The sequence below is a fragment of the Amylibacter marinus genome, assembly GCF_030160015.1.
GTDB classification, from domain to species: Bacteria; Pseudomonadota; Alphaproteobacteria; order Rhodobacterales; family Rhodobacteraceae; genus Amylibacter; species Amylibacter marinus.
In genome coordinates, this window is the sequence record NZ_BSNN01000007.1 from 1 (window position 1) to 15,323 (window position 15,323).

12 protein-coding genes are annotated in these 15,323 nt (G+C 49.6%); all 12 read left to right on the forward strand.

Translation table 11 applies throughout. The annotated features are described in order from the left end of the window. Nucleotides 1-2,471, forward strand: a 2,471-nt coding sequence (locus QQL62_RS11180) for a beta strand repeat-containing protein (RefSeq protein ID WP_431355768.1), incomplete at its 5' end; no start/stop codon positions are given. Nucleotides 2,472-2,667: 196 nt separating this feature from the next. Then, the gene (locus QQL62_RS11185) at nt 2,668-4,785 is read left to right on the forward strand and encodes a hypothetical protein (RefSeq protein WP_284379092.1); all 2,118 of its coding nucleotides are present in this window, start codon (nt 2,668-2,670) and stop codon (nt 4,783-4,785) included. Between the two features lie 51 nt (nt 4,786-4,836). Next, nucleotides 4,837-7,365: a hypothetical protein gene (locus tag QQL62_RS11190; protein WP_284379094.1), complete on the forward strand. Its 2,529-nt coding sequence runs from the start codon at nt 4,837-4,839 to the stop codon at nt 7,363-7,365. A 21-nt stretch (nt 7,366-7,386) separates the two neighbouring features. Then, complete coding sequence (locus QQL62_RS11195) at nt 7,387-8,190, forward strand: ATP-binding cassette domain-containing protein (RefSeq protein ID WP_284379097.1); 804 nt, start codon at nt 7,387-7,389, stop codon at nt 8,188-8,190. Further along, on the forward strand, nt 8,187-10,073 hold the full coding sequence (locus QQL62_RS11200; RefSeq protein WP_284379099.1) for an ABC transporter permease family protein: 1,887 nt from the start codon (nt 8,187-8,189) through the stop codon (nt 10,071-10,073). Before QQL62_RS11195 ends, QQL62_RS11200 begins: the two co-directional genes overlap by 4 nt. A 12-nt stretch (nt 10,074-10,085) precedes the next feature. Beyond that, nucleotides 10,086-10,214 (forward strand): hypothetical protein, encoded by a 129-nt coding sequence (locus tag QQL62_RS11205; protein ID WP_284379102.1) that lies wholly within the window; start codon nt 10,086-10,088, stop codon nt 10,212-10,214. After that, nucleotides 10,211-11,362, forward strand: coding sequence for a TadA family conjugal transfer-associated ATPase (locus tag QQL62_RS11210; RefSeq protein WP_284379104.1), 1,152 nt, complete (start codon nt 10,211-10,213; stop codon nt 11,360-11,362). The genes QQL62_RS11205 and QQL62_RS11210 overlap by 4 nt, the downstream gene beginning before the upstream one ends. Nucleotides 11,363-11,469: 107 nt before the next feature. Continuing rightward, on the forward strand, nt 11,470-11,628 hold the full coding sequence (locus QQL62_RS11215) for a hypothetical protein (protein WP_284379107.1): 159 nt from the start codon (nt 11,470-11,472) through the stop codon (nt 11,626-11,628). Between the two features lie 8 nt (nt 11,629-11,636). Then, a complete protein-coding gene (locus QQL62_RS11220; protein WP_284379110.1) occupies nt 11,637-11,843 on the forward strand; it encodes a hypothetical protein in 207 nt (68 codons plus the stop codon). A gap of 45 nt (nt 11,844-11,888) precedes the next feature. Then, the gene (locus tag QQL62_RS11225; protein WP_284379112.1) at nt 11,889-12,548 is read left to right on the forward strand and encodes a TadE/TadG family type IV pilus assembly protein; all 660 of its coding nucleotides are present in this window, start codon (nt 11,889-11,891) and stop codon (nt 12,546-12,548) included. Further along, nucleotides 12,545-14,257, forward strand: a complete 1,713-nt coding sequence (locus QQL62_RS11230) for a TadE/TadG family type IV pilus assembly protein (RefSeq protein ID WP_284379113.1) — start codon at nt 12,545-12,547, stop codon at nt 14,255-14,257. The genes QQL62_RS11225 and QQL62_RS11230 overlap by 4 nt, the downstream gene beginning before the upstream one ends. 88 nt (nt 14,258-14,345) lie before the next feature. Beyond that, nucleotides 14,346-15,161 (forward strand): hypothetical protein, encoded by an 816-nt coding sequence (locus QQL62_RS11235; protein ID WP_284379115.1) that lies wholly within the window; start codon nt 14,346-14,348, stop codon nt 15,159-15,161. Nucleotides 15,162-15,323: the final 162 nt, after the last annotated feature.

Genomic DNA, 15,323 nt, shown 5'->3' on the forward strand with positions numbered 1-15,323 from the left:
CTGGTGTGATCACCGGTGCGGTGACCAATACCAATGGTACTTTCACCAACCGTGGTGACATTCAGGGTGATGTGGATGTTGCAAACGGCTTGTTGAATAATAACCTAACAATTACAGGTGAGGTTGATAACAGCGGCACGTTTAACAACAATGCGGCTGGTGTGATCACCGGTGCGGTGACAAACACAACAGGTACATTCACCAACAGTGGTGACATTCAAGGTGATGTGGATGTGACTGCTGGTACATTTACCAACAACCTGACCATTACAGGTGAGGTTGATAACAGTGGCACGTTTAACAACAACGCGGCTGGTGTGATCACCGGCGCGGTGACAAACACAACAGGTACATTCACCAACAGTGGTGACATTCAGGGTGATGTGGATGTGACTGCTGGTACATTTACCAACAACCTGACTATTACAGGTGAGGTTGATAACAGTGGCACGTTTAACAACAACGCGGCTGGTGTGATCACCGGTGCGGTGACCAATTCGAATGGTACTTTCACCAACCGTGGTGACATTCAGGGTGATGTCGATGTTACGGCTGGTACATTTACCAACAACCTGACCATTACCGGTGCTGTAGAAAACAATAGCATTTTGAACAATGGTTCTGCTGGCGTGATCACGGGTAATGTAACCAATACTGCTGGTACTATGACCAATGATGGTGATATCCAGGGTGACGTTGCTGTGGATGGTGGGACGTTTGACTTTAACGGAACGATGACTGGCAATTTGACCAATGACTCCACGACGTCTGCGACTGGCACGATCACTGGTATGGTCACAAATAACAGTACTTTTACGGCAGATGGAGCGCTAACAGGTATCACAAGCTTTATCAACGCGGGCACTATGAATGTTACCTCTGGTACGACAACTGTTGGTACATTCAGTCAAACAGCGGGTTCTACATCTGTAGATTCAGGTGCGACATTGGCGTTTACGACGGGTACAGTTAGCGCGGGCTCTACGCTGAGCAACAGTGGCGCTGTTTCTGGCCCATTGACAAACAATGGCGTGCTCACGGCAACTGGTACTGCCGGCGACTTTACTGGCGCGGTGGTTTTGGCTAGCGGCTCAAGCATCGATCTACGTGGTAGTGCAGGGGGTACAAATGGTGTTGGCGATGCACTGACCTTCTCTGGTGGTACTTCTGGATCTGCGGATGTGTATTTGGATGTTGATCTGGCGACTGGTGCAGGTGGCCTTACCCAAAGTGATTATATTGACCTAGGCGGCAGCTCTACCGCTGATCTGGCCTTTACGGTGAATGATGTATCGTCTTCTTATGGTTTGCAGGATGATGCGATTGTTCTGGCCACGGATATCGGCAGCATGACCTATACGCTGACAGGTTTGCCTGTGGGTGGCTCGGTTCTGTATTCCGAGGAAATTCAAGGCAGTGATTTGGTGATTGTGAACAATGCCAACCCTGCGATTGGTGGTATTTCTGGTGGTCTGAGCTTGGTTCAATCCTTGCTGGGTACCGTGATTAACCGCCCATCAAGTGCCAACGTATCTGCGGTGGCCTTTGATGATGAAGATGGCTGTAACACCGGTATCTGGACACGTGCCACGGGGGGTGTTGCGGAATCGACCAGCACCACACGCGTTGGATCGGGATCAACAGATACTACATTGGATGCCAAATATGGTGGTTTCCAAGCTGGCGCTGACTGGGGCTGTTCTGACAGCCGCTTTGGGGGCTGGAACATGGCCTTTGGTGGTGTTGGTGGGATCAACGTTGGGACAACATCTCAGGATGTGTTTGCCGGCGATGTTCTGACCAGTGTGATCGACAATGACTTTAACCAAAGCTACGCAGGTGTATATCTAAGTGCGACGAAGAACGGTTATATCGTTGATTTCCAAGTGCGTGCCGAGAAAACCAAATATGAAATGAGCGAAACGGCCGTGGGCGGTGCGTTGATCGGGTTGAACGGGGTTGAATTTGACAGCTCTGCCACCACGGTTAGCGGTGCGGTTAGCCGCGCGATCTATAGCGAGCAGCTGGACATGACATTGGTTCCGGTTGGTGGTTTTGGGTATTCTCAAACCTCTACGGATGACATCAACTTTGCCAATGGCGAGCTGTTGGAAACGCCGGACCGTACCACTGTGATTGGTTTCGCAGGGATTTCCGCAGTAAAATCAAAAGTTGCCGATACCGGTGATGCGGCGACCAACTACTTTGGTACCTTCACTGTTTACAATGATTTCTCTGATCCAACCAAGGCGACCTTTACGGATGCGTCATCTAACAGCCAAGATTTGGAAACAGATACAATTGGTCTGTTTGGTGAGCTGAGCCTTGGTGTCGCCTATGTTAAATTGTTTGACGAAGGTGCTGGCCTAGGCAAGGCGCGTCAGATGAACCTGAGCGCGCGTATTGATGCGCGGGCGAATGCTGATGTGAAAAGCTATGGTTTAACATTGAATGCACGTTTGACATTCTAATCTACCACTTAGAAAAGGGCGGGGGACTCTCTCGCCCTTTTTGCACGCGAGTACAATAATAATAAGAAAATGCTAGTAAATAGTGTGAAGTGCTGACGATCTAGGCCGGAAGTTGTATAAACAGTGAAACTATTTACTATGATTTTGCAACGCTCGGCCCTAATATGACGCATCTACAACGGTAGGATTGATTAATATGTTGAGTAGATTTTTTTCAGAGAGACAGGATTTCCGGTCTGTGGCTGTTGGTGCCATGGCTGGTTTTGCCATACTGCTATCTGCGCCGGTTTATGCCCAAGACGAGACAATTGAGGTCTCGTTTGTATTTCCCGAAGCGGCCAATATCCCCAGCTTTTCGGTGAAGGATTGTAATTTTGTAGCCCCTGCGGCCAATGGCGCGGAATTGGTATTTTCCTGCCCTGCGCAAACAAAATTTGATGTAAGTTTCAAGAACTGGCAGACGGATAAACAGCAGGATTCAGTGGGGATTATGCAAATCCGCCCTAATACATTTGATTCTACCGTGCTGTTTGCGCCGATCTATGTGGTTTCTCAGTTTTTTGAGGATGACGCTGCTGCAGATGCAGGGATTGAGGCGCTAGAGGAAAATGCAAGGCCGCTGGTTAAGGCCGGCAAGGTTGATGTGGCGGCCACCAACGTAAGTGCTACGGGTGCTAAAACCGTGGTCGCAGCCGCCCCAGAAGAGCCAGCGCCCGCCCCGGTGGATACAGAGGCGCAGATTGATGTGAATATCTCTTGGGATTCTGCTTATGGCTCGTTGTTGGTGAATTGGGAACATTTGGTTATTGAGAATGACGAGGCCAACGGCAAGATAAATGGGGTTTTGAAATGGGATCCCAGCATGCGCAGTAAGTTTGTGCTGTCTTCTAAGCGGTCTGAAAACTGTAGCGATATTTTCTCTATTTCCAAGTTGCAAGAAAACCCCAACGTTAGCTTTGAGTGTGAGCAGCAGATTATTTCGTTGCCGTTGGAATTGCCGTTGGTTGATACGCCCTGTAGCAAAATTGGCGAAGGTTCTGTGAGCTGTTTAACCGCAGGAGCGGGCAAAGGGGTTGCCTTGGATTTGCCGAACTGGAAATCCATACAGGTACCCGCCGCGGCGGCTGATGTGACCGAGGCGGTGACATTGGCGCAATTGATGCCGGCCTTCCCTACTGATGTGGCTAGCAGCGAAATTCAGGCCCTGTCACAGGATCAATGTACCCCGCGCAAGGTCTCGCTAAGTCTTGCTGGTTATTGCATGGGCGACATCTGCGAAGATTTGGGCGAGCAGGCGGTGTTGATTGGTGGGTCTGGGTATCTGGCGGATTTGGCCAGTGTTGGTTGGGATAAATCTAACCTGCCAACCGGGGCGAAATTGCGTTTGACCGAAATCACCAACGATGGTGTTCAAACATTGGGTGAGACCAGCGTTAGCTTCCCCACACCGTCGCAATCAATCACGTCGTTTTTCCGCAAGATGGCCGGTGGTGGTGATGGATCAGTACCCCTAAGTGTTAATGCAGATGGCGGCATTTATAAATTTGGCCGTGTGATGAAAGTATTCAAGGACAATGAATGTTCTGTTTCTGCGGGCACGAATTCATTGAATCTATCTAACCCTGGCAATAGGGTGCCGGATGTTCCGCAGTGTAGTTTCTATCGTATTTTTGATGGTAACAGCCCGCGGTCTAGCTGTACGCGCATTGATTATGATGCGACGGCAAAGACTGCCTCTGCTAATCTAGAGGTGGATGGCTGTGGCAAGCAGCGTTTGGTGGTATTGGTATCTGAGAATGAAACAATGAACGGGATTGTTGGTCAATCCATTGTGTCGGCTCTGACCAATTTGGCATCTCGTTTGCATGGCGAAGAAAAATGTCTGCCGGTAGATATTGTTCGGGCATCGGGCGAAAAACGCGAAGTTCTTTTGTCTGCCGAGGATATTAAATTTGCCGAGGATACCAGCAAATTCCAAGCGGCGGTGACCATGAGTTTTGTAAACGGAAATAGTGAAATTTTGCGGGACTTTGAATGGGTCAATCGCAAATGGGATCGCGGTTTGTCTGGCTTGATTGCGGTTGTGGATGGCGATAATGCCACCCCAACCAGCATGGTAGATTCGCCCGCATCAATGGCGTGGAAGATCGAAGACAAGTACCGCAGCGTGATTAATTTCGGCGCGTCCAAGAACTGTAACGTGTTTCAAGATGTGCTGTTGTATGACGCCTGCACCGAGGGTGACGCAGAAACATTCGAAGCGGTTCTAACAGAAAATATTGAACAAGGCTTGGCGCGACTACAAGCCGAGTAAAAGACTAAGGGGTCAATGGGAATGAAAAGTTACGGATTAAAGTCCATCAGAATGGCATTTAAAGCGGCCGCTGCCGTTGTGATCTGCGCATCATTTGGCACGGGCGCTCAGGCGACAATTAATGGTTCGTGTTCCGGGTACGCACAGGATCCGAATGCGCTGGGGACATTCAACGCTGATGGTACAATCATCCGCAACGAACCCTTGCCGGTTCTGAACGATGGCGCCACGGTTTATGCCGAAGCGGATGCCAATAGTGCCAAGGTGATGAGTCTGTCATTTGGCGAGCGTTTCTTCATTGTGCGTTTCAAAGATGATTTTTATCAGATTTCTAGCGACACCCGTTTAAACGTTGAAAAAGACACCATTGGCTGGGTAAAGGGCGAGGACATCCTGTGCCGCAACTTGCCGATCCTGAACAAAGATGGCATCGCGCGTAAATTTTATGTGCGTACCAAAGCGTCCTTCGTAGATGATGAGCAGGGTACAATTAAGCCAAAGGCTGGGCCTAAATCTGAAGAGTGTGCAAATATTAATGGCCGCTGTCGCGAGCTGTCACGCTTTACTCTTTATTTCGTATTCGCAATGGACGAAGCATCAGAGCGCGTGTTGTTGATGGCACGTCCACGCAATGATGGTGATGCCCGCCTTATTGGTTGGGTCAGCATGAAGGATGGTTGGCTGTGGGATACGCGGTATGGATTGCGCCCCAAAGAGAACTTGGTTTTTGACGAAGGCAAGGGCGAGTGGGCCGCAGGCGAAGAGCGCCGCGCCTGCCTATATGAAACACTGGAAAAAGCCGAAGAGTTTGTGGGATCAGACACATGTTTCGTGCCGATCCTTGGTGGTAACCGTTGGTTCAACTATGCGCTTCGCATTCCGGTATTCGAGCGTGTAACCCACGCAGGCCAAGATTATTTCCGCGTTGCTATGCCGACATCTGGTGTTGGCTCAGAAGCGGCGGATGATGTTTTGTCTCAGGTTAATGGTTTGGACGAAGCGATTAAATTGCTGAAAAACCTTGGTAGCTTGGATGTATTCTTCTTGTTGGATGGTACGCAATCTATGCAACCGCATATCGATAGTTTGACCGGTGGCGTAGAGGGCACAGGGATTTTGGCCTCTATTCAGGATGCTTTTGCGAATGACCCGCGTTTTGATGGTGTGAAGGTGCGCTATGGCTACCGTGTGTATCGCGATTGGTACGCCAGTGAATATGGCATCGATGAAGGTGTTGGCGAAGGCATGCCGTTTGATTCAAACTGTGCGCCTACGGATGATGAGCTGAAGCTGAACCAAGAGCGTTTCAACGCTGAGGTGAAGCAGATTGATACTCAAAAATCTGGCAATGGCCCTCGCGATACAGACCATGAAGAGAACTTGATCATGGGTCTGGCGATTGCGGCGGATGATATGACACCCTGTTCTGACAACGTGAAATTGTTGTTTGTTGTAGGTGATACGGGCTATGATCTGGAGACCCAGATTGAGCGCGGCACACCGCTAGAGGGTGAAGACGAAGTATTGGGCTATATGACCCAAGGGTTCTCTACCGAAGATGATCCAATCATCCCATTCTTTATCCAAGTACCAAAGGTTCAAACCGGTGCGAATTATCTAGAAGCCTATGACAAGTTTACAAATCAGGGTAAGTTCTTCGTTCAGAAAATTGGCGAGCATTTCTCGGTTGGCCTAAAGGGCAACCCCGAGATCAACATCGGCGAGCATTTCTATCAGATGTCTGATGCTGGTGGCGATGCGGGCCAAGAAGAGCTGGTGAATTATATTCTGGATCGCGTATCCAAATTTGGTGACCAACGTCCGATCAACGAGGTGATTGCCGAGTTGCAGGGTGGGACGGCCTTGGTGAAGATCATTGATGCGCTGTCTAAATCATCTGGGTCTAAAAATTCGGTACCTGCGTTGCGTTTGGCCCAGATCGAAAAGCGGATTTGTGATGAATTGGGTAAGGCCTGTCAGGAACGTGTGTTCAACGATGTGACCGAGGGGTACATTCCGGCCAACGGCGATGTGCAGACGGATATCTGGGTTGGTGGCGAAGAGTTCCGCGCATGGCGCTCTAAGCTAGAGCTGATCAAGGATACATCGGCCCTATCACCCAAAGAGCTGTCCAGCGTGATTGTTAAGATGATGGTTGATGGTGTTAAAAACTCTACCGGTGATTTGTCACCCTCTGAGATGCGCATGCCGATCGCTGATTTCTTGAAATTGAAGCATGGTTTGCCAACGGGCGAGCAGACGCCTTTGCTGAACTATTCCATCAGCGATTTCATCTACAGTGGTGACGGCAGTGGATCGGATGGCGAATTGATCGAGATTTGCGAATTGTACCGTGTGGCCCGCTGGCTGGAACGTCACCGCGAGATTTTCGATGCGGTGGATACCACAGAGGTGCCTGTGTTTACATTGGAAGACAGCTCTCAGGACTGTGACATGAAACATCCGACACCGGAATTGATCATGGGCGATCGCAAGTTGTTCCCTGAGGACACCATGAGCTATCGTAAGGCACAATTGGACGACACCATCTTCTGGTTGCCCAACAAGTTCCTGCCGTAAGACAGGGCAGGGGGACAGCCTATGGCATGGGGGCCTAAAATAGAAAACGTTGACTTCGCGCGTGTAAATGCGCGCGGAGAGGTCAGCTTTAGCCTTGCGGTTGACAGCTTGGATATGCGCATCGGTGGCAGTGATCTAAACCGCCTGCCGATTATGGGGCCAAGTGGCGCGGGTAAATCCACGCTGTTGAACCTGTTATCCGCCATCAGTTTTCCGATGAATCCAGATGCTAAGGTGATGTGGGAATTTCCTGACGGCTATACCTGTGAATGGGGATCCAAAGGGCCGGGGCGCGACATTCTGTTGAATCTACGGCGCAAGTATTTTGGCTATGCGTTTCAAACCGCCAGTCTTCAGCCTCAATTGACCATCAAAGAGAACCTGACCTTCGGGTTGGAAAATGCGGGCGTGCCCAGCAGCGTGGCCGCGGATGCGGCCTACGAGCAACTGGTCAAGGTTTTCGCAGGAAACGAGAAGCGTGCCACCGATATGTTGGGGCGTTATGATACCGAGGTATCAGGGGGGGAGCGTCAGCGCATTTCCCTGCTGCAGGCCTTTATTCGCAATCCCAATGTTCTGTTCGCCGATGAGCCAACAGGCAGTTTGGATAAGGGCACGCGTGGCGAGGTGATGGGCCTGTTGCGTGATTGGTTGGCAGAAAAGCCAGAAGAGCGCTTGCTGTTTTGGGTAACGCATCATGACAGTGATCCTAAGGATAATCATGCCAGCAAACGCCTTGTGGTGGCAGGTGGTGGCGCCGAATGGGAAGAAGAGGGTGCCGAGGGCTGGAAACAGGTGCCAAAATGGGAGGTGGGCAAATCATGAGTATGGTTGCAATAAAGCTGGCCTGCCTAGAGTATTTCCGCGCGATGACACGCCGTGCACCGGGGGGGCGTGATTTTCTGTGGATGACGCTGCTGATGTTCTTTGTGCAATTATTGGCGCTGGTTATTCTGACGGCGCGTGAAGGTGTGCTAGAGCGTTCTGTGGATGCGTTTTTGGGGAACAAGCCGGGCTATGGTATCCCGATTTGGTCTTTGCCGAATTTCCTGGGCGAGAATCAACCGGTTCAGATCACTACAGAACTGATCAAGGAAGTAGAGCAGGGGGGCTATTTGGCGGCGCCCTATCGTGCGCTATCAAATGATCGTCTGATTCGCATGACGGATCGCGAGATTTGGGCACAAAACACCAATGTGGATGAGCTGAAATTCTCGGGGCTGGCGGTGGATTTCAATGGCCCGCTGTATCCTGCGAATATTTTGAACCGTGATGTTCAGGCGCCGGTACCAGAGGTTTTTGCCGATGCATGGCCGATTGTTCTGGATGTAAAACTGTTTCGCGAGAATTTTGATGTAGAGCGGTATCGCCAATCCCTAGAGGGGAAATTACCGCAATCGCAGTTTGATGCTCTGCCCAAGGATATTGACGAACTGGTGAAATCGCCGATTATCTGGCTGAATACCCGTGTACATCGCAGTGAACGGCTAACGCCGTTTCGTGTGACTTGGTCGAAATACTTTGGCATTGGCTCTTCTAATACGGCGTTTATGTTGCCGATAGAGATGTACAATCTGTATACCCTGACCAAGGAGAACCCGCGGCTATGTACCTTCCTTGAGGGTGGGCCGGAATTGGGACAGCGGATCAGATCTCTGCGTTCTGGGCGTTTGCTGGGGATGAAGGCCGAGGAAAAGGCGGCGTTCAAGGCCAGCTTTAATCAATTAGCCGAGATTTTCGGTGGCGAGGTTGAAGACCGCGGCAGCCGTATGTCTGTTTACTTTGGGGATCGTAACAAGGATCGTAATTTCCTACGCGAGACCTGTGATGCAGGGATTGCCGAATACCGTCTGCAATTGGCGGCGGCAGATTTGGGTCTGAGTATTGACGAGAAACAGTATGACGAGGTTTTGAAGACCTCGAGCATGGTTCAGGCATGGCCAGATCGGGTTACGGCCAATTGCGAGGCGCTATCGCAACGTACCCGTGAGACTGGCAATGTGGATGGCGAGGGCGATAAATGCATAGCCACGATTCCCATGGCCACTCGTAAAACTGGATATTCCGAGATGTTGTTATTTGCGCGCAATCGTTTGGATATCGCGCGTCTTGTGGATTTCATGTCTTGTCGCCCTGTGGTTGGGCGGCCTGATCCATTGGTGAACGAGCATCTGTGTACGGTGGCTGGCGAAGAGGTGAAAATCCCCGAGAGCCGCCTGATGATTAACCAGATATACGAGGATTCGCTTCAGAGGTTTGGATTCTTGACCCAGCTGTTGAATGCGATTTCTGGGCCGATTGGTTTGGTGATGATTGGGATGCTGATTGCGATACTTTGGGTTCAATTGGGCACCGTATTGGGGCACCGGCGGTTCCGCTATGCGATGCTGTTGTCTAATGGTGTTACGTGGTTTCAGCTAAAGATGATGATTGTAATACAGGTTTTGTTGGGCGTTTGTATTTCGCTGGTTTTCGCGATAGCCTGTATTATAGCCGTGAAGTTTTTGTTATTGTTGCGTATGGCGCCTTTGACGCAGATATTCGAGAAAATCACATTGGGGAATCCAATTGACGTGATGCCAGTGCAGATTCCTGTTATTATTATGGTTTTGGTGGCAACGGTTATTATTGCCATTGTTCTGACGCTGATACATTTGAGATTAAACAAACTTTCACCGCGCAGCCCGCTGGAGCGGCTGCTGAGCTAAAGGAGAGTAGATATGACACTAGATTATGTTTTACTTTTGGGTGCCATTGGTGTGCCGATGGCCATTGTTATCACCCGCACCATTGATATGGTTGCATTGGTTTACAATATTTCCGCCAGTTTATGGATGCTGCCAATATGAGCGAAGACGTTAAAGAAGAGCCCAAAGAAGACAAAGTTGAGGCGCAGGAACTATCTGATAAGCAGAAGATCCAACGCTATCATGATCAGGTAATCGCTGGCCTGATGGGCCCAATGCGTGAATTTTATGATGATGATGATATTTCTGAAATCATGATCAACGGCCCCAAGGAAATCTATGTGGAACGCAAGGGTCGCATAGATTTGTCGGGGGTCGAATTCGCATCCAATGAACAATTGATTGCACTGGCGCGTGCAATTTTGCAATTCGTCGGCAAGCGCCTAACGCCTACGGATCTGTCTGTCGAGGCGCGTATGCCTGATGGGTCACGTGTACATGTGTTGCAATCCCCTGCGGCGCGCCCAGGGCTAAGTATTGCGATTCGTAAATTTCCCAAAGAGCGTCTAACCATGCGCATTTTGGTGGATCGTTTTAATTCGATGCCGAAAATTGCCGAAGAGTTTTTGATCGCGGCCATGCAACACCACATGAATGTGATCGTGTCTGGTGGTACTGGCTCTGGTAAAACGACCTTGTTGAACTGTTTGGCTGAGATGATTGATCCCGAAGAGCGGATTATCGTGATCGAGGATGCGACAGAGCTACAGCTGCCGGACGAGAATCACGTGTTACAGTTTGAGACTGTAAAGCCCGACAAAGAGGGTATGGGTGGCATTGATATTCGCGAATTGTTGCGTGCGTCCCTGCGGATGCGCCCTGATCGCATTGTGGTTGGTGAGTGTCGCGCCGGCGAGGCGATTGACATGGTACAGGCCATGAACACGGGTCACTCTGGGTCATTATCCACGGTGCACTCTAACTCTCCGATCGACTGTTTGGCGCGTTTGGAAACACTCTGTTTGATGTCTGGCGTGGATATTCCATTGGTTGCTTTGCAGCGCCAATTGGCATCTGCAATGCATGTAATCATTCAGATTTCGCGCCATCAGGGGATTCGCCGTGTGACGCATATTACCGAGGTTGTGGATTATAATATCCAAACCGGCGAGTATGAGTTGCAGGATTTGTTTGTGTTAAAGCCGGATCCGGATGGGCCGGGTGGCCTGATGCTAAGCTGGACTGGGGCGATGCCGATTCTTGACAATAACATGACCGTTGACCGCGAGGCCTTGGTTAAAAATTGGTGATAATCTTCACTGTTTCGCGAGTTTAGGTTTGATCGAAAATCACAGAAACGTTAGACAGTAGATACAAATTCAAACTCGGGTATGGGACCTGAACGAAAGGAATTAAAATGAACAAAGTACTTATGACAGCCGTAATCGTATTGCCTTTGGTAATGTTTTTGGCATTCTTTGGTGAAAACATCATGACCAACTTCACTGACAACGCTGACGCTTCTAAAGCGCAAACAGACGCGTTGAAATCAAAAGCTGACGGCGGCGCTTGGTAATTTCCAACGTGAAACCGTACATTAAACATATTCGCCGTCATTTGGTATCGTTTCGCGACGATACTAATGGCGGCGCATTAGATACTGTGCTGATTGTTGGCGTTATTTCTTTGCCTCTGGTTTTGTTCTTGGCTATTTTTGGTCAGAACGTAATCGAGTGGGTTCAGGATAACGCCCCGAATATTTTCGATGAGGCGGCTAGCTGGATCGGCTAATTCCTTTTACGCATGGTATTTAAATTTTTGGTCAGGGGAACGGCTATGGTCAACCTTCGACGATACCTGTCGAAATTTTTGCGGGCACAGGATGGCGGAATTCCAACGTTGGAATTCGCCATGCTTTCACCAATTCTGATTATTGTTACTTGTTGCGTCATTCAGTTTATGATGATGACTCAGGCGCAGATAGTAATGAAGAGCGCGGCCTATGCTGCGGCGCGCAGCGCTCTGGTGCACGGATGTCCTACTATCAGTTTGGTGAACGTGGCGTCTAATGTTGCGTCTTTGGCCACAACAATAAGCTGTAGCCCCAAGGAAGAAGAGTGGGAAAATGCGGCGCGTATCGCGTTGTTACCCATTGCCTCTTCCAGCCCTAAATCTAAGGCCCGGGGCGGATGTAATTATCCTGAGGCGTTGATCACAATAATGATGCGTGATGCGGTGCGCAATTCAGCGCGCATGCGTACGGCCTTGGAAAACAAGGCCTGTTATGTTTTTGAGCCTGACAATGTGGCGGTGCAGATCGATTGGCAATCCACCATTCCTGGTGTTGTGCAAATCACCCGTGGTCCGCCCCCTGTGAAGGCAAAAGTTCAATTTAAACTGCCGGTTCTTGCACCTGTTCGGATGATTTTTTCCACTGGTGAGCTAAGCGATGGTACTAAAATTTGGGCCGGAGAGGCCGAGGTAACCGTATTATGAAGTTTTTCAAAAAAATTCGTCAAAGTATTATTGATTTTCAAGAGGATCGCCGCGGGGCGATTGCTTGGTTAACAGTGATTGCTGCCGTGCCTTTGACGGTTTTGATGTTTTATATGGTGAATACCAGTAAGGCTGTGCATGATAAAACACGTGCGCAGGATACATCGGACATGATTGCATTGCTGCATGCCGCGGAAGGCGCGCGAGCAATGAATACGCTGTCGATGAACCATGTTAGCCTGACACAGGCGTTTTCATCTGGCTCTAATGCCGCCGCGCTGCATTCTGTGTCGTTGCTACAGGCGGCGATAACAGCGGGTGGCATTTTTGAGGCCGGCCTAGAGTTGTGGAGCACCTGTAAAAAATGGGCACAGATGTCTTTGCCTTTTGATATTAACTGGGCGTTGTTTGCGGCCTGTACTGTTCCCTATGATTTGTTGATTTTGGATCTTGCGGTGAACGAGGGGCAGGTCCTTGCATTGCAATGGAAATATGATCCCCATGGTGCGTTTAAGAATGCGGATAATTCTATCAAGGCGCTGAACGCCAAGAACAAGGCAATTATCGATCGCTATCCAGAGGCTGTTATGAAGGCCTCGCAGCAGATCGCTCAGGATTCAAAAGTGTCAGCGATTTATTTTGATGACCCCTGTGTCACTGGGACATCCGCTACCTGCGCGGTCAGCAACACTGCCGCAAATATGGGCATGGGGATGGATCTACCTGTGGATAAGAACAAGTTCCCGGATTCCTACACCTCGTTCTGTGCCGCGATGTATTTCGGTACATTGGGTGGTGCTCTGCCTGTATCTTTGCCCGGTGGGCTGGGTAATCCTGGTGTTAGCTTCTTGAATGGCTCGTTTGTAAGGCGCGGCTTTGATTCACTAAAGGGCCCGATGCGGGGTGGGAAAGACCCGAATGTCTTCTTGCCTGATCACGTTGATGTGGAATCTGGTATTGGTGATGTTTTGGAATATTACGATGATATCGCCCGAGAAGAAAAACGCATGTATGACGGGCTGATATTCTCTTGGCAGACTGGTATTGATTCTGCTGCATTTGCTATGAAGGTTCCAATCGCGACGGTGCAGTTGTTTACCGATTATCGCGAGATCGATCCAAATATTGATGACACCGTTCGCAAGGCGATCGTTATTGGTGACAAGCTGACGTTTAAGCTGCCTTATGCGCAGAAAGAGGGGAACAATGTTTTCCTTGATTACGAGAACATCTTGATTGCCGCGATGTGCCTTGGGGATGTGTTTGGACGTATTGGCGATTCACTGGGTGGATTGGGATCCTTCGCGGATGCGATCGTGCCAACATTAACGCAGCTGGATGTGTATCATCCCAAGGAGGCGGGTCTGTTCCCCAACATTCTGCCGGGTGTTGATACCTATACAGATCATTACAAGCCTCTGGCCTTTGTTTTCCGAGAACAAAACAAACGATGGTCGCCCAAGATTTTTGCGAACCCAACCACAGGATTTTCGACCTATAGTCAGGCGATTTTCTATAATCCAGAAGAATGGACCATGTATTCCCAGAACTGGCAGGGGCATCTGATGCCGGCTACCAAGATGGAAACGGGCCTATCTGGTGTGACCAGCCGTATGAATAGCAAAGCTGTCAGCGTCTTTGATCGCATGCGCCAAGATTTAGAGGCTGTGCAAAGCGAAGGCTCTTGGGGCGAAGTAGTATCTAAATAGGGCTGTTGCTCTTTGACCTGCGCGGCTATGGTTCGCGCAGGGGCCGGCCATGGCCACACCACAGCATTCAAAACACCAAAGGCCTATCATGACTTTTTTCACCAGAACTTGTGCAATCCTGATGATAGTTTTGCAGGGGCAGATTAGTTTTGCCGCGGATCCTATTCCGGTACCGATGATGCCGTTTCAGGCCTGGGAATCTGATCGGCTATTGTTAACGGATGAAGAGAGTGAAGATTTGCTGGAAAAGCTCATTGCGGCCTATGGCGATGAGGTTGTGACCAGCACCAATAATGATGAATTTGTCGATGTTGCCAAGGCGGGCACGGATGAGCCAGCGGCCTATATTCTGCGCCCGACTGATGGTGTGGCGGTTTTTGGAATTACTGGTCAAGAGTTGCCCGAGGCATTGGTGGAATTGTTGCTTGAGACATTTCCCGATTATACCGAGGACGATTTCAGCAGGTATCCCGAGGGTGTGACGGTGATTATGGCCGGGGCAGGGGTGCAGATTAACGTATTTGCGCGCTTGTTCAAACGTATCACCGAAAAAGAATCATATGATTTGTTGCACAACATCAAGTTAAAGCTAAACGAGACCGAGTATCTGGATCTGCCCGACACGACCGAGTTTCTGTCACAGTTCAATCCATCCCGCCCAGAAATACCCGATGGTCTTCAGGCGCACCTATTGTTCATACCGAAATCCGCGAAAGAGGTGGTGCCTTTGGTGCAGGAGATATTCGAGAAATCCGGTTATTCCTATAGTGAAAACCGAACTGATGGTGGGCTCAGCATTCGCTTTACTGTTGATCCGCAAACCAGAGGTATGTTTGCCATTCAGGGCGAGGATGAGGATGGCACAATTATGATCGTTCGGGTGTTTAATTTACCAGATCGTTAAATTAGTGCGGATTTATACTTAAAACTACTTTGACATCTCTAAATTGCAATCAGTGTACTGAAGTGGTGCGGATGCAATCTGGGCGTGTTTTTGCGGCCGAAACAATTTGGTTTTGCATCCGCAACTTGATTTACAGCTTAAAGGAAACAGGCTAACATAGCG

Bases quoted from the DNA above. Each gene is read 5' to 3' on its own strand.
- QQL62_RS11185 (WP_284379092.1), top strand. From the start codon at position 2,668: ATGTTGAGTAGATTTTTTTCAGAGAGACAGGATTTCCGGTCTGTGGCT.
- QQL62_RS11190 (WP_284379094.1), top strand. From the start codon at position 4,837: ATGGCATTTAAAGCGGCCGCTGCCGTTGTGATCTGCGCATCATTTGGC.
- QQL62_RS11195 (WP_284379097.1), top strand. From the start codon at position 7,387: ATGGCATGGGGGCCTAAAATAGAAAACGTTGACTTCGCGCGTGTAAAT.
- QQL62_RS11200 (WP_284379099.1), top strand. From the start codon at position 8,187: ATGAGTATGGTTGCAATAAAGCTGGCCTGCCTAGAGTATTTCCGCGCG.
- QQL62_RS11205 (WP_284379102.1), top strand. From the start codon at position 10,086: ATGACACTAGATTATGTTTTACTTTTGGGTGCCATTGGTGTGCCGATG.
- QQL62_RS11210 (WP_284379104.1), top strand. From the start codon at position 10,211: ATGAGCGAAGACGTTAAAGAAGAGCCCAAAGAAGACAAAGTTGAGGCG.
- QQL62_RS11215 (WP_284379107.1), top strand. From the start codon at position 11,470: ATGAACAAAGTACTTATGACAGCCGTAATCGTATTGCCTTTGGTAATG.
- QQL62_RS11225 (WP_284379112.1), top strand. From the start codon at position 11,889: ATGGTCAACCTTCGACGATACCTGTCGAAATTTTTGCGGGCACAGGAT.
- QQL62_RS11230 (WP_284379113.1), top strand. From the start codon at position 12,545: ATGAAGTTTTTCAAAAAAATTCGTCAAAGTATTATTGATTTTCAAGAG.
- QQL62_RS11235 (WP_284379115.1), top strand. From the start codon at position 14,346: ATGACTTTTTTCACCAGAACTTGTGCAATCCTGATGATAGTTTTGCAG.